The following is a 20,435-nucleotide window of genomic DNA, read 5'->3' on the forward strand; positions in this document are numbered from 1 at the left end:
TAGATGCTTTTTTTATGTTGATGACTGAAAATTATTTATCAATATAATGTAGCAAGCATATTAGGACTATTAGGGGAAGATTACTTGTACAAATAACAGTATGCTTAATTAAAACAATGAAATGTAAGGAGTGAGGAATAAGTGCTAAATATTTTAGTAGTTAATTTTCCAGCAGAGGGACATGTAAACCCTACATTAAATTTAGTAAAAGCCTTTACTGAACGAGGGGATAACGTACATTATATTACAACGGCAAACTTTAAGGATAGAATTGAAGATTTAGGAGCTACTGTACATACTCATCCGGATCTATTAAAAGAGATTTCTATTGATGCTGAAACCTCATCTGGGTTAAATGCTTTCTTTCATGTGCATGTTCAAACTTCTTTATATATATTAGAAATTACGAAACAATTATGTGAAAGTATAAATTTTGATTTCGTAATTTATGATATATTTGGTGCAGGAGAGTTAGTAAAGGAGTATTTACAAGTTCCAGGTGTAGTGTCCTCACCTATATTTTTAATTCCGCCAGAATTTTTGAAGACATTACCTTTTCAACCACATGCAGATATGCCATTCCAACCAGAGGAAATCTCTGAAAAATTACTAAATCAGATGGAACATAAATTTGGAGTAAAACCAAAGAATAATCTTCAATTTATGAATAATAAGGGTGATGTTTGTCTCGTATACACAAGTCGTTATTTCCAACCTAATAGCGAATCGTTCGGAGAAAATAACATTTTTATTGGACCGAGTATTTCAAAGCGTAAAACAAATATAAAGTTTCCACTGGAATCACTTAAAGAGAAGAAAGTTATTTATATTTCAATGGGAACACTGCTTGAAGGACTCGAACCATTCTTTAATACGTGTATTGATACTTTTTCAGATTTTGATGGAATAGTTGTAATGGCAATTGGTGATAGAAATGATATTTCAAAAATAAAGCAAGCGCCAGATAATTTTATAATTGCTCCATACGTACCTCAATCAGAAATATTAAATGAAGCAGATGTTTTCATTACACATGGCGGTATGAATAGCGTACACGATGCCATTCATTATAATGTCCCATTTGTAATAATACCGCATGATAAAGATCAGCCTATGATAGCGCAAAGATTAACTGAACTGGAAGCAGCACATAGACTATTGAAAGAACATGTTAATGTGTACTCTTTAAAAGAGGCCGTAACAGATATACTTTCAAATGAAAAGTATAAACATGGTATAAGAAAACTTAATGATAGCTTTTTAGAATGTGGTGGTTCAAAAGAAGCCATTGCAGTTATTGAATCTCTTTTAAATAAAGTAAAACTTTAATTGGTGGGGCTTTACTGTCTGCAAATAGCGGGATAAATAGTCGTAACTGTATACAAGCATAGAGGTTCTCACCTTTATGCTTGTGTATTCTTATCCAGCAAATTGTACAGCAGTATTTGCATGTAAAAAAGCAGTATCAAAAACGGGAACAGTAAGATCATTTTGGGAGATGAGTAAAGGTATTTCAGTGCAGCCTAATAATATACCTTCAGCGCCGTTTTGAATTAATGATTTTGTAATTTGTAATAACTTTTCTTTAGATGTTTCTGAAATGATCCCTCTACTTAATTCATCTAATATGACATGGTGGATAAAAGTTCTTTCCTCATCATTTGGGATAATTGTCTCAATGTTATATTTCGCTAATCGTGATTTATAGAAATCTTGCTCCATCGTTTGTTTTGTTCCTAATAGTCCGATACGTTTTATATTCTGTTCTACCATTTTTTTAGCACTTACATCACCAATGTGAAGAAGCGGGATAGATATTGCTTGTTCTACCTCCTCAGCAAATAGATGTACAGTATTTGAACACATTAATAAACATTCAGCCCCAGATTTTTCAACTTTCTTTGCAACTGTAACTAGTTCATTTTTCACTTCTTCATATTGATGGTTTTGTAATAAAGTAGTTACTTCACCAAAGTCCATACTATATAAAACTAACTTTGCATTTTGATCGTATTGAGAGAGTGTAAGTGTATTAATATGTTTATAGTATAATGATGTAGATTCCCAACTTAATCCTCCAATCAAACCAATAACTTTCATAATGCATTCCTCCCGAAACGATTTTGAATTTATTATTTCACAATTCCGATAAGAATACAATGATTTAAATGCACCGTTTAATAAAAAATATAAATAGTAAGAAAAGTGTTGAAATTTACATTCTTTAGTGCCATAATACGAATTACAAATTAATACTTATCCAGAGAGGTGGAGGGAACGGCCCTAAGAAACCTCAGCAACCCCTATGCAATTTTATAGGAAGGTGCTAATTCCGCAGAGGACACGATGTGTTTTTTGAAAGATAAGAGGATTCTTGAACGTGAAAGAAAATGACCTCTTATGTAAGAGGTCATTTTTTTATTGTATAGAAAGGGAGTGTCGATGCATAATTCATTTTTAAATTAAATATAGAGTAATAAAAGTTGACTAATACGAGAGGGGAATTGTCATGAATAAATTATCAACAAAGTTAGTAGTAGCAATCGGTATTGGAGCAGCATTATACGGGATATTAGGACTTTGGGGATTTTCTATTGCACCGAATACATTTATTAAACCAGCATTAGCTATAGTAACTGTTTTTGGAGCATTATTTGGTCCAGTGGCAGGACTGTTAATCGGACTTATCGGTCATACCGTAACAGATACGATTGCTGGCTGGGGTATTTGGTGGGGCTGGGTTATTAGTTCAGGTATTATTGGTTTTTCAATGGGTCTTATTCAAAAAAGAGTTGGCTTTAGTGTGAAAAACGGGTCGTTTAACAAGGAGGATATTTCTTATTTAGCAATTACTGGGCTAGTTGGTATTGTCATCGCTATTATATTTGCTGGGGCATTCGATATTATTGTGATGGGAGAACCATTTGACAAAATTGTTATACAAGTATTAGGAGCAACAATTTCCGATGTCATCGTTTTCTTAGTACTTGGATTGCCACTTACAATTGGTTTGGCGAAATCCAATAAGAAACATACACATTTAAAAATTGAAAAGTAGGGATGTTAACATGCAACCAATTATTTCGTTTGAACAATTCACCTTTCAATATGGGCATGCTGTGCAGCCTACTTTAAGTGATATTACCTTTCATATATACCCTGGGGAAAAAGTGCTAATTGCTGGACGAAGTGGCTCAGGGAAGTCGACATTAGCTCATTGTATAAATGGGCTAATCCCATTTTCTTACGAAGGGAATAGTACAGGTAACGTTTTAATTGCCGGTAAAGACCCAAGGGAAGGAAGTATTTTTGAACAAAGTAAACAGGTAGGAACAATTTTGCAAGATCAAGATGCTCAATTTATTGGTCTGACAGTAGAAGAAGATGTAGCTTTTTATTTAGAAAATGAATGTGTAAAGCAAGATGACATGAAAAAGATTGTTTCGGACTCATTAAGAAAGGTGAAGATGCATACGTTTCATAAACAAAGTCCACATGAATTATCAGGAGGTCAAAAGCAAACAGTTTCTCTAGCGGGTTTATTAACAACAAATGCGGATATATTATTGTTCGATGAACCGTTAGCTAATTTAGATCCACTAAGCGCCTTACATACGATAAAACTTATGAAAGATATACATGAACAATATAATAAAACGATTGTTATTATCGAACATAGAATAGAAGAAATTTTAAACCTGGATTTAGACAAAGTTATATTAATTGATGAAGGTAAAGTCATTGCGATAGGAACACCAAAAGAAATCTTAGCGTCAAATATATTACCAAGTATCGGCTTAAGAGAGCCTATTTACATCGAAGCATTAAAGAGATTACATTTTGATCGTAATAATGACGTAATATATCCAATGGAAAACCTTCAAAAAGAAAAGGTAAGCAACGTTATAAAAGAGTGGATGGAGAAACAAGTCATATTAAAAGGGAATACTAAAAACAAGGAATTACTTAAAGTGGAGAATTTATCATTTTCATACTCTAATAAACAAAAAGTATTAGAAAATGTAAACCTTTTAATATATGAAGGAGAAATTGTGGCACTGTTAGGACATAATGGAGCAGGGAAATCAACATTAGCTCATAGTCTTATAGGCATAAACAAAATGAAAAATGGGAAAATCTTGTTAAAAGGTGAAGATATTAGTTCTTGGTCTATTCGTAAACGTGGGGAAATCATATCTTACGTGATGCAAAATCCAAATCATATGATTACACAGCCTACTGTTTTTGAAGAAGTTTCATTTACATTAACATTACATAATTTTTCTAAGGAAGAAATTAAGAATAAAGTAGAAGGAATTTTAAAAATTTGTGGTTTATATCCATTTCGTAATTGGCCAATTCAAGCACTAAGCTATGGGCAAAAAAAGAGATTAACAATCGCATCTGTATTAACAACAAATCCTAAGCTTATCATATTAGATGAACCGACAGCGGGACAAGATTATTATCATTATAAACAATTTATGTCGTTTATTAAAAACCTAGCTAAAAAGGGAATTTCATTTGTTTTTATCACTCACGATATGAATCTCGCGCTAGAATATACAGACCGTGCAGTAGTTCTACATGAAGGGAAAATTATTGCGGATAATACAGTGTTTGATGTATTAGGCAATCAAGAAACGTTACAAAGAGCCAACTTAAGAGAGAGTTCTTTAACCAAGCTTGTTAAATTTAGTGGGATTTCATGTCCAGAAAAATTTATGGAGCTTTATTTAGACAGTAATAGGAGGGAGGAGGGTGCATAGTACATATTTTCATCGTATGGATGGGGTAGTGAAATTGTTTTTATTTATTTTTTGTATGACGCTTACTTTTTTGTTTTTTGATTTTCGGGTGTTGCTAATATTATTTATTATTGGGTGTATCGGGCTCAGCATTGCTAAAATTCCATTTCGTAAAATTTTAATTGTTTTTAGTGTCATATTTACATTTAGTTTATTAAACTCTGTCATGATTTTATTTATTACACCAACTCATGGATCTGAATTAACTGAATCATATACCTCGTTTTTACATGTTGGATATGCAACGATTACATATGAAACATTATTTTATGCAGCTACACTTTCATTAAAGTATTTTACGTTATTACCATTTACACTTCTTTTTATTTACACGACAGATCCAAGCGAATTTGTAAGTAGCTTAAGTAAACTTGGTATTCATTATAAGATTACTTATGCAATAAATATTGCACTACGTTATATTCCTGACATCCAGTCTGAGTATAAAATTATTAAACACGCGCAAGAAGCGAGAGGAGTGGCTTTTGAAAAAGGAGAAGCAAATTTATGGGTTCGTATGAAGAACCGTGTTTTAATTTTCTGGCCACTAATCATTCATTCTCTAGAAAGAATAGATACGGTTTCAAATGCAATGGATTTAAGAGGATTTGGAAAGAAGGATAAACGTACATGGTTTTATACAAGTAAGGCGAAACGTGAAGATTTCATCGCTTTATTTGCCGGTATTTTCATATTTATTGTTGCGGTATATTTAAAATTAAACGTATTTCAAAACTTTTGGTATCCATTTTAAAACACTCTTTAAACGAGTGCTTTTACTTATTTTTATGTAGACATGCTCAAAAAAGGGATATATACATAATGTATAATACGAACCAGTTAAAATGATCAACTACCTATTAGTTTTCAAACCAAAAGGAGGAGAAAATATGAGTTACGGTGGTTCTTGTGGTTTTGGTGGAGGTTTCGCTTTACTAGTTGTGTTATTCATTCTATTAATAATTGTAGGATGCAGCTGCTGGGGCGGAGGATACTAATTTTTAATTAGTCTTCACAAATGTAAACTAAAAAAACATTGAAGATACTTATGTATCGAAACAAATAAAAAAGGAGCAACTATGCTCCTTTTTTATTTGTGTTAATGCGTATTCTTACTATATTTCGGGAACGTAATCATTAAAGTCGTTCCTTTACTAACGATACTTCGGATTTTTAAACTTCCATGCATCGTCTCAATAATCTTAACAGCAACCATTGTACCTAAACCAGTTCCTTTTGTTTTTGTACTAAAATACGGTTCACCGAATCGATGTATTTGCTCCTGTGACATTCCAACTCCGCTATCTTCAATTCGTATTTCAACTTTACTATTATTGATAGATGAGGAAATATTTAAGGTACCACCATTAGGCATTGCTTCAATACTGTTTTTTATTAAGTTTAAAAAACATTGTTGAAAGTGCTGTTTATTACCAACAATGGTTGCCTCAGAAAAATCTTGTGTAATATGTATCGTATTCATATTACACAATGGCAATATCATATTAATAACTCGATTTAACTCTTGTTTTACTGAAATTTGATCTAATTTTTCTGGAGCAGGTTTGGCAAACGTTAAGTAATCATCGATAATTTCTTGGGCACGATTTAACTCTTCAAGTATATGTTTAATATATTCGTCTCTTGATTCAGGAGTTAAATTTTGTGTTTTTAAAAGCTGTGTAAATCCTTTTACAACCGTTAAGGGATTCCTTACTTCGTGCGATATACTTGCAGCGAGTTGGCTAACAATCTCCATTTTTTCCATTTTAATTAATTTAGAGCGCATTAATACAGCATCTTTTATAACTTCATTTATATAAACAATAAATAACATTAAAGTAGTCGGTAATACCATGAAATAAATAATATACAAATTATTTACTTCAAAATCTGATAAAGTTAATACAATTAAAGTTGTAAATATTGCTAGGAAAAAGGTTAAAAACATGGAAAAAGCTACTTTAAGTTTTCTATTATATGTATTAAATTTTGAAGATGCGAGTGCTGTAACGATGAACATTATTCCGTAAACAACGACTGTTAGCATATTAAATCCATAAAATATAAATCTTGTAATTAATAAAATTGTAAACAATATGATACCGACAGGGAATCCACCATAAAGCGTACCTATTATGACCGGAATTTGTCTTAAATCATGAATACAACTTTCATCCATATAGATAGGGTATCGCATACATAAAATAAGCGGAATACTAGAACAAAGGGTAATCAGTAGTATTTTATATTTCTTTAAATAGTGCCGGCTATCATATATGAAATAAAAAACAAATATACTACATAAAATGTATAGAAGATTATTTAACACGTTTTGATTAATATAAACAAAGTCCATAATATTTGCCTCGTTATTCTGAATTTCCTTTTCATATGTATTATACATGATAACATGTGTTAAGGTGAATAAACCTTGTTAATAGAAGATTTATTTGGCTTTTGGTTATAAAATGCAAACATTAGCTAGCCAAAGATACTTTTACCAAAAATTTTTTACTGGTTCTTCCTCCGTCCAAGTCTGGATGGAGCTTTTTTCTTTTTTGGTAACTCAACAAAATCAGCAGGATTTCTAGAAATAATATTTTGTTTTACTGCTAGATTTAAAGCTGTTTTTAGTATTCGATGCAATTATTTGAGATACCATTATCTAGTGTTAATTTATAGCATTTTTGAATGTGCATAACATTTAATTTATGAAGTGCAATTATTCCTATACTAGGTATAACATGGTGGGTTATATTGCTATTATAAGAAACATAGGTATTCTTTTCTATAATGACCCTTTTAATTTCTAACCACTGAACCATATAGTCTTTTAAACTAAGCTTAGTAGGCTCCACAAAAGCCCCTTCATTTAACTCCTTAATCTTTTTCGGCTTCTTTTTCCTATCTCTGGATCACGACCAATATTAATAAAGATACGGTACTTATTTCCTCTTTTTCGAATATGTCCTTCCGCTTAAAACACTCCTTCATTTTATTTTGAGCAATGGTGTATAAGTCTTGTTGTAATTTTACTGCTATGAAAATTACATTGTTGTACATATGAGAGATGGATATATTTTACCATATTTAGATTGTTATTAAGGAATAAAAACAGAGCCATAAGGCCTCTTTTTTGCTGTGTTCATGGAAATAAAATTGAAAACGTTTGATAATAGCTGCATAAGTACAACATGTGGTTGCTAAAACACTAGCTAACCATCTTGGAGCATGAGTTTTTAATAGTAAGATATAAACTAATCCAAAAGTAACCAAGCGGAGGTTTCCCTCCTTGTAATAGATCAAGCCGACCAGGATTTAATTAAAAATCGTCCGATAGGATTAGGAGTTTGCTAAATAGGAAGGGGAAAATTCATTTTACAATGTAATCCTTGCTTTACAACTTAAAATTGGAGAGCTTGCAAATGAAACAAGTTGCTTTAAGCATTGGAATAATAAAGGTCCTAGTGAAAAAGAATTCATTTTAATGGAATATATAGATGGATTCTATTTTATAGCTTCATTAGGGAGCGGCATCGGATTTAATCATAATGAACATAACCTGAAATTATTTGAACATAATGCAAACATTTATACCGCAAGTACGTTAGTCAATTAATTTAACAATGTATGTGCAGTCTTTATATACATTCAAAAAGAGCACGCATATAAGCGTGCTCTTGGACAAGAAAGGTAGATTTCTATGAGTGGATGACTCCATACAATAATATATGCTTGTCCAGTTAAAAGGTGAAAAGTTTTAATAAAATAGTTATTTGATAGAATTTTGATAAAAAGTGATGATTATTAACTCACTCCTTGATTCATCACAATCGTTTATGTATTGAAAAGTTATTCAGTTATTTGAAATAAAGTTTCATTAAATCTGGAGAATCCATATAGTTTCCTTGCGAACTTTAAAATACCTTCTTCACTCTCTGTTAAAGTTTTAACATCGTTTTCAAAATAACGTCCTATAAGTTCTAATTCAGACAATTTTTTCTTTTCTTTATTAAGTGTAATTTGTTTTTCTTGAATCATATCTTCTTGTTTGTAAATGCATATTTGAACGGAAATAACCATAGGTAGCATAAAAGCAAGTGCTAATAACAGACGACGTCGTAGCTTTTTATTCGTTTGTTGATTCTTATTAGGATTAATTTGTTTTTTTGAGATTGATTGTTGTGTTGTTAAATTTGGGACACTCCCCATTTTAAAGCCTCCATTACTTATGTATAGAATTTAAATTGTTTAAAAGTATTATATATGCTAAATAGATAATTTTAAACCTATCTGGATAAAGAGAGGTTTTATAAAATTCAAATAAAATTCTTATTTGAACAGAAAAAAGCGTCCGGGAAAGCGCTCTTTGACTAAGACTCAGATCAAGTGAAAATGTAGCAGTAATTTATTTTATATATGTTTCTAGGATATGTGCAAATTTCAAATGATATAGTTATTTTACTATAGAAAAATAAGTGACTCGGTAATTGTGTCAGCCGAGTCACCCAGTACTATCGATCCAGATAATATTCTTTTTTATATGTAGTTATAGCGAGTTCTTAGGGCTAACCCAAAACCGCAGTTAAAGAACAAAGAAATTTATTTTAGAGAGTTTTAGAATTTGTTATGTTAATGCTACAACAGCAAGAGTTAAGCCTAACGTATTTAATGTATTAGAATATGGTCCTACATTAACAGTAAGAGTACTTGTTATACCTAAAGGTGTAGTGAAAATAGCGGGTGCTGATACAGAAGTGAATCCTGCAGTATATCCCAGAGAAGTACCAGAGCCAATGATTGGATTATTATTAAGGTACATAGTGATACCTGCCGAATTACCTCCTGGTTGAATGATGACTTGCACTTCATAGATTGCCAAATAGGTTCTTCCACCTTCAAGTAAAACAGTTGTTGGTGGTGTGAATGAGATTGCCGTACCATTAGAATTTACAACGGTATCTAGTGGAATTGCAGAATTTACAGAGACTATTGATGGGGTAGTTTGAACAACATTTAAACTGTTAGCCGTGGGAGATGGACAAGTGCAAGGTTTGTGAATGTTTGAGTTATTATCATTTTGGTAATTCACAAATAATCAAGCTCCTTTGCGTAAGATAATTTTTTATCCTATATAAAACGTAGCTTTTTGTATCTAAGTTATTTTTAATAAGTGTTTAAAGATAAGTCGAATATTGGTGGTCAGTCAACTCTTAAAAGCATTTGATATTCTGGGATTTCAAAGTGTATCTGATAAATATATATGAAATTTTTTTAAGGACATTACCTTAAGTTCGGAAACATAATAAAATAGTTATTTTGTTAAATAAAAAAACATGCACAAAAATTGTGCATGTTTAAAAAAAGTTATATCTTGTCTATGTAAATATATGCTTAATTAATATATACCGTGTGTATGTTTGAGCAAAATGGTTATTTATTAACAAATATAAAGAGCGCTTTTTAAGGTACTCCATGACCAAGCCTAATATTGAAAAAGAATCCCACATGATATTTTATGTATGTTCTTAATACATGTGTAGATTTTTCTTTTGTGCAACGAAGCAGCCAGTTAATAAAACTAACTGCTTGTTGTATAAAAGAAACGTTGCGCTTACAGAAATAGTTTGTAACATTAAGTTACAAAAATAGTATGAACAGAGTTAAAAATGTTATTCAGAAGTGAAAGAAAAAAATAAAAAAGAGCAGCTAGCAAAGGCTAACTGCAATGAGAACATTATAACCATTAATTTAAGGAGTACATATAGTGTGGACAAAAACATCAAGTTTATGTAACAAAAATTAAAATCGAACAGTTAATGCAAATAACTGTTTGATTTGATACAACCTGGGTAAGAAGCAGATTGTATTTTGATTAGTATTAGGGAAAGTATTAAATTTTATTCAGTTCATTAACAAAATCCTTATTTAAAAATTAAAGAGCGCCTTGGGAGAAAGGCGCTCCATGACCAAGATGTTTAAATGATTAATAATAAGATGATCATGATTATTGTATGTACATTTCTAATGAATGTGAAGTCTTTAAATGCATTCAAAAAGAGCACGTATACACATACTCTTTGACAAGAAAGGTAGATTTTTTATGAGTGGATTCCCCCATACAATAACATATGCTTGTCCAGTTAAAAGGTGAAAGGGTTTAATGAAATCTTTAATTGGTAGAAAGGGATTAGTTTAGTTTTGATTCTACTAATCCCCAACTAATTATAAAAAGTAAGCCGAATATGAGAGCGTAAATAATACAGGAAATTATTAAACTAGCTATAGTGACTTTTTTGTGATGAACCTTTTGGAGCAAAAACAGCTAAAACAATTGAGACAGGTATTAAAAAGAGTATATAAATGTTTGAAAGCATAGATAATAAACCAAAAAATACGATTAAAGTTAATAAAAATGAAGTGATTCCAAAGTATTCCCTCATTAATTTAGCCTTTATTGGAAAAATAAATAATACAGATTATACCATAAATGAATAAGATTGAAGTGAAATTTTAACAAAAACTCTATTTTAATAAGAGTTGGTTCTCACTCAAAAGCAAGGGTTGCATAGGGAGTTCCAAAATGTTCTTTTTAGATGTATTAATGGTTAGGGAAACATAAATCTGGGAATAAAACTTGATATTCTGGGATTAATCGAAGGTCAACAGTTGTACTTGCAAAGAATTTATATTTTGTTTCTAATTCAGCTAGTGTAACTAGGTGATGCGTACCTAAGCCCTTCTGTATGCTATGTTTAGAAAGGGTTGGACCGATTTGTAATTTTCGATTTTTCATAGCTGTGTTCCATGGACTGTAAAAGAATTTTAAAACGAAAGCAGGGTACATGTAAACGATAAATGAATGATTTGACCAATGCCTTCCAGCTATATAGTTACCATGCGAATAATTGTGGATTAGTCTACCTCCGTAGTAAGGGGCAGGTGGAGTAGGATGGAGTATTCTCCCATGATAACGCTGTTTGACAAGGGGAATTCCGTATCTCGGATTGGAATAACCATGAGTAGGGTCATCTACCATCAGAATAGTCCTAATAGCATACATGTTTTTCCTTAAAGTGACAAGAGATGAGAAAAAGGCTTCCTTATCAAAACAGCAAAGAAATTCAGTGGTATTTAAAACCATTTTCCACCCCTTAATTTCTTTTTCTATTTCCATTATCTCTTTATCAACTAATATAGCATCAAACTCTAATACTTTTGAATCTCGGATTTCCCAATGAGGCGCAAATAGTTTACATATTTCTACTGAACGATCAGTAGATCCTCGATTAATAAGAATACCGTGATCAAATAGTTTTGTGTGGTGCATTAGCCACCATGGAAGTAGATACTCTTCATTGTAAAAATGGGAAATTAAAGTTGTCTTAATAAAAATCCCTCCTTATAAACATGGATAAAATAATTCTTGCTCTAGTATAATGCTTATCCTAGTAAATACATATGTCTTGAGTATATTTGAGCAAAATGTTTATTTACAAATAAAAAGAGCGCTTTGGGAGGAAGGTGCTTTATAACCAAGTCTTTTTTTTGAAAAAAGGTTCACATCATATTGTATGTATGTTTCTTAGATAGGTGTAGTTTTATACAAAAATCTTTATTTTATAACAAGAAAAAAGAGTACATGTTTATATGTGCTCTAAGATAATCTTTTTAATATCCGTACAGGTGTTTCATTAGCGCAAAAATATTAGTAAAGCTACGGTCAAAAAAGATGGATTTAAATGAAAACGTTATTTTGTACGCAATAAATGATAAAGTAGCTAGATTAATGAGCTAAATAAAAACATTATTTTAGAGTAAAGGGGAAGTTGAGCAATGGAGTTAAAGGAGTATGCCATTTATAAGGGAAATCTAAATGGCTAATATGTACTAAAACCATACAGGAGTGCGCTCAACATTTGAGCGTACTTCCTAAGACAATCCTCTTTTATAAAATAACGGATAATAGAAAGAAAGTGACCAGTAGAAAGCAAGCTCATAATTATTTAACTGTTATGCTGTTAGGCGAGGTCTAATATGAAAATTTTATTTGCATCTAATTTGTTTCCCGGCTCATAAGATATTAATGGGCAAAAAACGAAATAAAGGATGAAAGGGGGAAATAATAGTAAATGAGTTTACAAGAGCTGCTAATATCAAGAACAAATACAGCGGTGGTCATGAAATCAGGAAATGATTCAACAGCATTTATTGGAGGGAATCCTTTTAAAACAATTAATGGTGCGATTACAGCGATTAATACTACAGGAGCTACAGGGATTACAATTTTTGTGTTTCCTGGAATTTATGACGAAAAGGTAGTTATCCCTAATGGAAATTCATTACGAGGAATTAGTCTATGGACAGTAATAATTCGTCAACAGAATGCAACATCAAATACTACTGTACTCACAATGGGAGAAAATACAAGAGTAGAAGATATTACGGTATTAGGAACCTCTTCTATCCATGTGGATTTAACAGGGATTGCTTTTCCTGGAACAACATCACAAACTTCTAGATTAAGAACAGCAGTTATAACTGTGGATAATTCTACAGCATCAACAAGTGGAACTTCAAATGTTTATGGAATTCATTCTTTTGGAACAGGAATTCCAGATGAAAGTATAAGTACTGTAAGAGCAACAACCATAACAGTAAAATCAGCCGGTTTAGGGAATAAAAGAGCCATATTGGTTAATACAAATTCACATAATTTTCATTGCCGTGATGTTAATTTAACCACTACTAGTTCAGTTGGAGCAGGATCTTATATTGGGGCAGAAGTAAATCGAATAGGAGCACAATTAAGTTTGCGTTTAGCGTCGATTCAAGGCACTACAGCGGATATATCACAATCAGCTGGAACATTGATTTTAAGTTCAGCGAATCTTATAAATTCTAACGCTAATAATTTGGGCTTTTCTACGGTTTTACAGCCTACTACAATTATTTGGGCAGACCCGTCAGGTCTACCAACTGGAGGGACTCGTTTTTATAGACCAGGAACAGCAGCTGTTTCAAATACAGAAGTATTTATCCGATTAAGTCAAAAATCTGTTATAAAATCACTATCGGTACGTGCTCGAGTTGGCCCTGGAGGGACAAATATTGATACTTGGACTATTCGAAAAAATGGTGTGGATACACCTCTTGTAGTTTCATTAACTGGTGCCCAGACTTCTAATATAACTAATAATATTTCAACAACATTCCAAGCAGGGGATAGTATCTCGTTAAAAGTAACAGTTTCTACGCTAAGCGCGATAGCAGATACTGTAATACAAGTTGATATTTTCTGAAAGTTAACAAATGAATTGTTGTGTTAATGCAAGGGTAAGTAATGAAACTTATTTCTTTTAAAAATACATCTATATAAGTGAAGCGTTTAAGAGGAATTCTATAAGTTGATAATCTTTGTATCACAATGTAAAAGAAATTTATTTAAACATGAAAAATTAATAAAAATTTCATTTTGTAGAGAAATGGGGTGATTAAGGATGGGCATTGAATACGGAATATTTGTATTAAAAAAGAGTAGACTTTAACCTACATATAAAAGTACTGGAATTTTTCTAAAGGAAGGAATATCTGAAATATAAATATAATTGAGGAGAGTGAAATAATAATGGAAACTAGTACTTTTTTAGGGCTGTTCTGGGGGATGGATGACGGTTATCGTATCGGGAATACTTTTCGTCCGTCCATCGGTGCTACGTGACTTGAAAAAATTAGTGGTTGAAGACAGAGGGTTTGGTATTATGTATGGTTTTCTATCGATTTTCCTAGGATTAGGTACTGTAATTCTACATAATGTATGGGTATTCAACTGGAAGGGATTCCTAACGGTTATTGCATGGTTTGCATTATTAAAGGGAATTTACATAATTGCATATCCTGAACCCTCCCCAAAAACAGACTTTGAAGTAAGGATACTATCTACACGTATAGTACTCGCTATCATTGGTGCTTTGGCTTTATGGATGCTTATAGTAATCTATATAAAATAATCTTTTTTTAATAAATAAAAGAGCTTGATGTGAGAGAAAAGGCCTTTTCAAAAATTGCATATGAGGAAAATCAATGTCAATAGTTTAGTACCAATAAATGAGAATTAATTTCAGGTATTAAGTATTGAGAAATAAAAAATATTTAACACAACAAATTGGTTAACTTTATGAGTTAACCAATTGTTACACAAAAGAAAATTAGGTCCTATAAGTAATAGATGTGTAACTTAAAGTTATAGTGTAAGCGAGATTGGAAATGTTATACGAAAGTAATTCTGTTATAAAGTTTCATTTTACCATAAATAAAAGAGCAGTTAGCCCAGCCTAACTGCTCGATACAGAGGTAATAATCTAGTTATATGCTGAGTTACTGATTTTATTTGTGTAAAACACAAAAGAGCAGCTAACAAAACCTAGCCGCTCTAAACAGTAATGTGTCTCTAGATGTAGTTGTAGTATAAACAGAACGTTGAGTTTTATTCATGGGGGATAGAAATGGGCTTGAAAATAGAATATAGTCCGGCTAGAAAACTAGAGGACACCAATTTTTAGAGCTGCGATAAAAATGTTTTAAGAAATGGTGTTCTCTTTATTTTGAAAGGGGATTTAGGAAATGAAGGTATTAGAATAGAAATGGTTAAACGCATAGATTGATAAAAAGTAAAGGGAAATTCCTTATGAGAATAAGGAATTTTATCATTTTTGTTACCATTTTCTTCTATCTTTATATATAATTAATTTGTATTTTATATATAAATTAGGAGGGAATTTATGACTACAAATAAGGACTACATTCGTTATATCCGGGGAAAAGTAGGGCATGATTTAATATTTCTTAATTTTGCTGGAGGTATTGTTTATAACGAACGAAATGAAATTCTTTTACAAAAACGGGGAGATAGAAATGAATGGGGTCTTCCAGGTGGTGCTATGGAACTTGGAGAATCTCTTGAAGAAACCGCTAAACGAGAAATATTTGAGGAGACAGGATTAAATGTTGAGGTTGAACATCTTATAGGTGTCTACTCTAAATATTCTGGTGAGTTTCCGAACGGAGATAAAGCTCAGACCATCACTCATTGTTTTCAATGTAAGCCAATTGGTGGAGAACTTACTGTAGATGGTATTGAGACTTTGGATTTAAAATACTTCCCAATAGACAAAATACCAAAATTATTCACAAAACTACACGAAGATGCCTTAGAAGATTGGCTTTCCAAAAGAAAAGGTGTATTTAGATAAAACACTTTCAAATTAATTATCCATAATCTTTAACTAACAGGTGCTTTAATTGAGCAAGAAAATAAAAACCTTTAACTTCCGCTAAAGATAATTATGTTAATGATCTAGTGATGGCAGTTCGCGTAAGGACAAGAAGAGGAACGTATAAAAATAGAGTTGTAGAAATAGAAAGAGTGGATTCCTTGTGAGAGAGTAGGGATCCACTTTTTTCTTGCCACTGATAAAGAGACACTAAATCTGACTTACATAAATATCCTATTTACTCAAATTTGTCCTTGCTAATGGTACAATTAGATTCATGGAGGGATATTATGGTAAGTTTTTATGTAACACTGTTTCTTATATTTGGTACTGCGATATTCTTATTTTTCTTGTCTGGTTCATCAAAAATTAAGGCTAAAAATCTATCATTGATAATGATCTGTTTAGGGATAAATCTACTCACAAGTCCAATGGCTTTATTTATAGGTGTGATGGCAACAGACTCTCCATATAGTACTACGCTTGATTTTTTTGGATGATTTCTCTTTATTCAGGGCATACCGCTCCTCCTCCTACTTGCAGCTTTTTTGAAGTTTGCAATAGCAAAGAAAACAAAACAAGTATAGTATAAACTCTATATTTCTTTTAATAATTTAGGATTATATCCTTTCTGCATTAGCCGCTTTTAACCACGCTTCGTAGAATTCTATAACTGATGCATACCGTTCTGCCCGATTGTCACTTACAGCACGATACGCTACCTCATATAATTCCTTACTTGCTTCCCATTTTATAAAAGAACGATCTTTTTCACCACCTAAAAGTGAGAAAGCCATTGCTCCCATATTAAATACATTTGTTCTTTCATCAATTGTTGCGTTTAGTTCAAATTCCTCTGGTGACATAAAACGAGAGGAACCCCATAGCCGGCCCATTTTATTTATGTAAGGTTTCTTACTGTATAAATCTATATCACAAATTTTTGTTTCGTTTGTATTAAAATTATATAAAATACTACCGTCATAAAAATCTATTGCTACATAGTTTTTCTTTTCTACATAAGTATGGAAAGAAAAAATGGAATGTAAGGAATAAATTCGTTCTATAGCAGATAAATGCCTAAATTTATAAAATGGTGAGTTTGGATTTTTATATTTTTCAGGAGGTGGGAAACTCCAATGCGAATGAAGACATTCACCATCAAACCAATCGAAAATTAATACATATCCAGATTGAACTGGAAAATGATCAATTAGTCTTATGAGCGATTCATGCTTTAAATCTTCATAGATAGTAACTGAATTTTTTAGCCTTTTAATAGCATCACCCGTTGTTCCTTCATATGCAATTGTTTGTGCTCCTGCGTATTTGATAAATTTCTTATGTCCATCTTTTTCTACACCAAAACTTATATTCCCTGAATCTTGCTGGTCAAAAACTGCAAATACGGTCCCTAATTTAATAAGCCAATCAAAATTATGATATTCTTTTAATTGGAATGTTACGTTATTCAACTGAATTTCGACGGAATTATCTTTCATAGATTACCTCACATTTAATATAATTAAGTTGTACATTCCACTATTCGACATATTTTATGGAAATCCTATGCTAACAATATAAAATTTTATAAATATAATGATAAATATTTATAGAGAGGTGAATACAATGGATCAACAAATTGTTATTAAACCGTATCAAAAAGAATGGGTTGAAGAGTATATAAAAGAAAAAGAGAAATTCTGTTCCTTGTTAGGACAAGAAATAATTGCTGTTGAACATATAGGAAGCACAGCAGTAGAAGGATTAGGAGCTAAACCTCTTATTGATATGATGATTGGCGTAACAGAATTGCAAATAACTGAAAAGTGGATTGAAGTTCTATCGGAAATTGAATATGAGTATGTTCCAAAAGATGCAACGAATTGGCGTTTTTTTAGAAAAGGAAAGTGGAGAGCAGGTACTCATCATTTGCATGTTTATATTTATAATAGTGACGAGTGGAGAAACAATATTTTATTTCGTGACTTTCTAATAAGCAATGAATGGGCACGTAAAGAATATAGAGAATTAAAAGAGATGCTTGCTATTACATATGCTTTTGATCGTGTTTCATATACAAAGGCAAAAGCGCCGTTTATTCGAAAAATATTAGAATTGGCTAGAACTCAATGAATTTATAGATTCTTATCTAACTAGTTTTGAAACCTCTTCCTATACTTTTTATAGGGAGTGGGATTTTTTGTTTTTTCATGACTAAATATATAATTTCTAATTATTGGAGGCAAACTATTTTATTTATTTTGATATTTCTAGTACATTGGAAATATTAAGGGGGAATTAAGCAATGAAAGCTATTGTACATCAATATAAAAAAGGATTAGAGGGATTAGAATATAAATTTTCACCTGAGATAAGTCCTAATGCAGGTGAAGTAAAAGTAAAGTTAAAAGCTGCAGGGTTAAATCATAGGGATTTATTTATTATAAATAATAGAAAAGAAATGGATCTACCATTAGTAATAGGGTCAGATGGCTCAGGAATTGTTACAGAAATAGGAGAAGGAGTTTCAAATATTACACTACATACAGAAGTTATTATTAATCCTAGTATTGAATGGGAACATGCTACTGAAGTACCGGAGTTACCAGAAGTGCTAGGTGGACCGAAAGATGGAACGTTTGCTGAATATGTAATTGTACCAGCAGAAAATGTAGTAGAAAAGCCGTCATATCTTACTTGGGAAGAATCAGGTGTTTTATCTTTATCTGCATTAACTGCATATAGAGCGCTTTTTACAAAAGGTAGATTGAAGTGCGGCGAACACGTTTTAATTCCGGGAATAGGCGGTGGTGTTGCTACATTTGCCATGTTATTCGCGAAAGCAATCGGCGCAAAAGTGAGTGTTACTTCAAGGGTAGAGAATAAAAGGGAACTTGCTAAGAAATATGGTGCAGATATTTCTTTTCATAGTACTGGAAATTGGGAAGAGAGCTTACAAGGTGAAAAAGTTGATTTAATAATAGATAGTATTGGTCCAGCAACTTTTTTGAAATATTTTGATGTATTAAAACCAAACGGAAGAATCGTGAATTTTGGTGCAAGCTCAGGAGATAAAATTGAATTACCATTACGCGCGCTATTTTACAATCAAATTGATATTATGGGAACATCCATGGGTAGCCGTGAGGAATTTAATGAGATGATAAAGTTTATAGAAAAACATCAAATTAAACCAATTATTGATAAAGTTTACTCGTTAGAAGAGGCAATTCGAGCACTTAGCCGTATGGAACATGGAGAACAATTTGGAAATATTGCACTTCAAATGAATTAAAAAATATGATTTTGCAATTAGTATATTTAAATGAACATGTTATGTATTTCAAATATGAAAAAAATACGAACCGCCTTATTATAAAGGCTTACCGGCTTTATACATAAATAGCGTATAAAATTTGTTTTATAATTGTCACATGAGTAATAGTAAAATGAGAATTAGATGAAAAAAGTTTAAGCCTATTTTCATAATGGTATTGTATACTGTGTAAATCAAGAACACTTGTATGTAAGGAGAGAGTTTAATGAATTACACAGTATTTCAGTGGTTTAATAATTTTGCTGATTCATCCAAACTATTAGATACGTTAATGATTGCTATTACAAATAGCGCTGCATACGTAGCCGTTCTATTTATGTTTATCTTATGGTTTAATAATGGAAAGAAAGAAAAGGCAATTAGAAAACAATATACAGTTTTATATACGACGCTTTCGGTTATTATTGCATTATTAGTAACTGTTCTTATACACGCGGTATATTACCATCCGCGTCCGTTCGTATCACATGATGTACATCAATTAGTACCACATGCAGCAGATTCATCATTCGTTAGTGATCATTCTGTACTTGTATTTTCAATCGCCTTCGTATTTATTTTTAGAGGAGAAAAACTGAAATATATCGCGCTATTATGGGCAGTACTAGTCGGTATATCACGTATGTATGTAGGTGTTCATTATCCTTTAGATATACTTGGTGCAGCATTCTTAACACTTATTACGAGTGCTTTAGTAATGCAAAGTACACGTATGTTTGAACCAATAGCGAAACTTGTATTCAAAATGTATGCATTAGTAGCGAGACGAATTCCTTTCTTAGCGAAATATAACCATATCGCATAATTTTCCTATAAAAAGTTCCCCTTTGGACATCCAGAGGGGAATTTTTTTATAGGAAATACGAAAAGAGTTTAGAGTGCTCTGTAATCAAGTTGTACTAATTAATATTCTGAAATTTCACGCACCGTATTTAAAATATATAAAATAATGATACAAAATAACAACAGTTAGTTTTGCATTGTTTTAAAGGAATTAAAAAGAAAACTTCG

16 protein-coding genes, 5 pseudogenes and 1 riboswitch are annotated in these 20,435 nt (G+C 31.7%); of the genes and pseudogenes, 14 read left to right on the plus strand and 7 right to left on the minus strand.

All coding sequences use genetic code 11. The features are described 5' to 3' along the window. Positions 1-141 precede the first annotated feature (141 nt). Positions 142-1,329, plus strand: coding sequence for a macrolide family glycosyltransferase (locus ACS2QP_RS06765; RefSeq protein ID WP_332283072.1), 1,188 nt, complete (start codon positions 142-144; stop codon positions 1,327-1,329). A gap of 90 nt (positions 1,330-1,419) precedes the next feature. Here ACS2QP_RS06765 and ACS2QP_RS06770 read toward each other — a convergent pair whose 3' ends face one another. Further along, positions 1,420-2,100 (minus strand): aspartate/glutamate racemase family protein, encoded by a 681-nt coding sequence (locus ACS2QP_RS06770; RefSeq protein ID WP_088338982.1) that lies wholly within the window; start codon positions 2,098-2,100, stop codon positions 1,420-1,422. Positions 2,101-2,253: 153 nt separating this feature from the next. Then, positions 2,254-2,369: riboswitch (SAM riboswitch) on the plus strand. Positions 2,370-2,509: 140 nt separating this feature from the next. Between ACS2QP_RS06770 and ACS2QP_RS06775 the strand changes: the two genes are divergently transcribed. From ACS2QP_RS06775 to ACS2QP_RS06790, 4 genes are all read left to right on the plus strand, one after another. Further along, positions 2,510-3,058 (plus strand): ECF-type riboflavin transporter substrate-binding protein, encoded by a 549-nt coding sequence (locus ACS2QP_RS06775; RefSeq protein WP_332283069.1) that lies wholly within the window; start codon positions 2,510-2,512, stop codon positions 3,056-3,058. 10 nt (positions 3,059-3,068) lie between these two features. Beyond that, positions 3,069-4,769 (plus strand): ABC transporter ATP-binding protein, encoded by a 1,701-nt coding sequence (locus ACS2QP_RS06780; RefSeq protein ID WP_332283068.1) that lies wholly within the window; start codon positions 3,069-3,071, stop codon positions 4,767-4,769. After that, on the plus strand, positions 4,762-5,562 hold the full coding sequence (locus tag ACS2QP_RS06785) for an energy-coupling factor transporter transmembrane component T family protein (RefSeq protein WP_332283066.1): 801 nt from the start codon (positions 4,762-4,764) through the stop codon (positions 5,560-5,562). The genes ACS2QP_RS06780 and ACS2QP_RS06785 overlap by 8 nt, the downstream gene beginning before the upstream one ends. Before the next feature lie 136 nt (positions 5,563-5,698). After that, positions 5,699-5,806 (plus strand): YjcZ family sporulation protein, encoded by a 108-nt coding sequence (locus ACS2QP_RS06790; protein WP_000120182.1) that lies wholly within the window; start codon positions 5,699-5,701, stop codon positions 5,804-5,806. Between the two features lie 101 nt (positions 5,807-5,907). On the opposite strand, the gene ACS2QP_RS06795 is transcribed toward ACS2QP_RS06790, so the two are convergent. Together ACS2QP_RS06795 and ACS2QP_RS06800 are read right to left on the minus strand one after the other, a co-directional pair. Then, the gene (locus tag ACS2QP_RS06795) at positions 5,908-7,167 is read right to left on the minus strand and encodes a LytS/YhcK type 5TM receptor domain-containing protein (RefSeq protein WP_332283065.1); all 1,260 of its coding nucleotides are present in this window, start codon (positions 7,165-7,167) and stop codon (positions 5,908-5,910) included. A gap of 147 nt (positions 7,168-7,314) precedes the next feature. Further along, positions 7,315-7,776: pseudogene (locus ACS2QP_RS06800) on the minus strand (site-specific integrase); the annotation flags it as partial. Positions 7,777-8,075: 299 nt separating this feature from the next. Between ACS2QP_RS06800 and ACS2QP_RS06805 the strand changes: the two are divergent. Together ACS2QP_RS06805 and ACS2QP_RS06810 are read left to right on the plus strand one after the other, a co-directional pair. Then, positions 8,076-8,168 (plus strand): annotated as a pseudogene (locus tag ACS2QP_RS06805) (helix-turn-helix domain containing protein); the annotation flags it as partial. A gap of 4 nt (positions 8,169-8,172) precedes the next feature. Continuing rightward, positions 8,173-8,427 (plus strand): annotated as a pseudogene (locus ACS2QP_RS06810) (dUTP diphosphatase); the annotation flags it as partial. Between the two features lie 236 nt (positions 8,428-8,663). Here ACS2QP_RS06810 and ACS2QP_RS06815 read toward each other — a convergent pair. The 3 genes from ACS2QP_RS06815 to ACS2QP_RS06825 all read right to left on the minus strand — a co-directional run bounded on the left by ACS2QP_RS06815 (position 8,664) and on the right by ACS2QP_RS06825 (position 12,141). Then, positions 8,664-9,023 (minus strand): septum formation initiator family protein, encoded by a 360-nt coding sequence (locus tag ACS2QP_RS06815; protein ID WP_332283063.1) that lies wholly within the window; start codon positions 9,021-9,023, stop codon positions 8,664-8,666. 415 nt (positions 9,024-9,438) lie between these two features. Then, positions 9,439-9,903 carry a hypothetical protein gene (locus ACS2QP_RS06820; protein WP_001109248.1) on the minus strand — a complete coding sequence of 155 codons (465 nt, stop codon included), beginning with the start codon at positions 9,901-9,903 and terminating at the stop codon, positions 9,439-9,441. Positions 9,904-11,412: 1,509 nt separating this feature from the next. Beyond that, positions 11,413-12,141, minus strand: coding sequence for a hypothetical protein (locus ACS2QP_RS06825; RefSeq protein WP_000546538.1), 729 nt, complete (start codon positions 12,139-12,141; stop codon positions 11,413-11,415). 802 nt (positions 12,142-12,943) lie between these two features. On the opposite strand from ACS2QP_RS06825, the gene ACS2QP_RS06830 reads away from it, so the two are divergent. The 4 genes and pseudogenes from ACS2QP_RS06830 (at position 12,944) to ACS2QP_RS06845 (ending at position 16,671) form a co-directional block, all read left to right on the plus strand. Beyond that, positions 12,944-14,113 (plus strand): hypothetical protein, encoded by a 1,170-nt coding sequence (locus tag ACS2QP_RS06830; protein WP_000058013.1) that lies wholly within the window; start codon positions 12,944-12,946, stop codon positions 14,111-14,113. Positions 14,114-14,439: 326 nt separating this feature from the next. After that, positions 14,440-14,821 (plus strand): annotated as a pseudogene (locus tag ACS2QP_RS06835) (hypothetical protein). A 771-nt stretch (positions 14,822-15,592) separates the two neighbouring features. Continuing rightward, positions 15,593-16,063, plus strand: coding sequence for an NUDIX hydrolase (locus tag ACS2QP_RS06840; RefSeq protein ID WP_438882255.1), 471 nt, complete (start codon positions 15,593-15,595; stop codon positions 16,061-16,063). 311 nt (positions 16,064-16,374) lie between these two features. Further along, positions 16,375-16,671 (plus strand): annotated as a pseudogene (locus tag ACS2QP_RS06845) (hypothetical protein). 33 nt (positions 16,672-16,704) lie between these two features. Here the strand turns inward: ACS2QP_RS06845 and ACS2QP_RS06850 are convergent. Next, positions 16,705-17,586, minus strand: coding sequence for a protein kinase domain-containing protein (locus ACS2QP_RS06850; RefSeq protein ID WP_332283061.1), 882 nt, complete (start codon positions 17,584-17,586; stop codon positions 16,705-16,707). A gap of 127 nt (positions 17,587-17,713) precedes the next feature. Between ACS2QP_RS06850 and ACS2QP_RS06855 the strand changes: the two genes are divergently transcribed. From ACS2QP_RS06855 to ACS2QP_RS06865, 3 genes are all read left to right on the plus strand, one after another. After that, positions 17,714-18,220 carry a GrpB family protein gene (locus ACS2QP_RS06855; RefSeq protein WP_000372696.1) on the plus strand — a complete coding sequence of 169 codons (507 nt, stop codon included), beginning with the start codon at positions 17,714-17,716 and terminating at the stop codon, positions 18,218-18,220. 172 nt (positions 18,221-18,392) lie between these two features. Further along, the gene (locus ACS2QP_RS06860; protein WP_438882256.1) at positions 18,393-19,382 is read left to right on the plus strand and encodes a zinc-binding dehydrogenase; all 990 of its coding nucleotides are present in this window, start codon (positions 18,393-18,395) and stop codon (positions 19,380-19,382) included. Positions 19,383-19,629: 247 nt separating this feature from the next. After that, positions 19,630-20,229: an undecaprenyl-diphosphatase gene (locus tag ACS2QP_RS06865; RefSeq protein WP_438882257.1), complete on the plus strand. Its 600-nt coding sequence runs from the start codon at positions 19,630-19,632 to the stop codon at positions 20,227-20,229. Positions 20,230-20,435 lie beyond the last annotated feature (206 nt).

Origin of the sequence: Bacillus cereus group sp. Bce019 (assembly GCF_051781745.1) — a bacterium.
Lineage (GTDB): Bacteria > Bacillota > Bacilli > Bacillales > Bacillaceae_G > Bacillus_A > Bacillus_A cereus.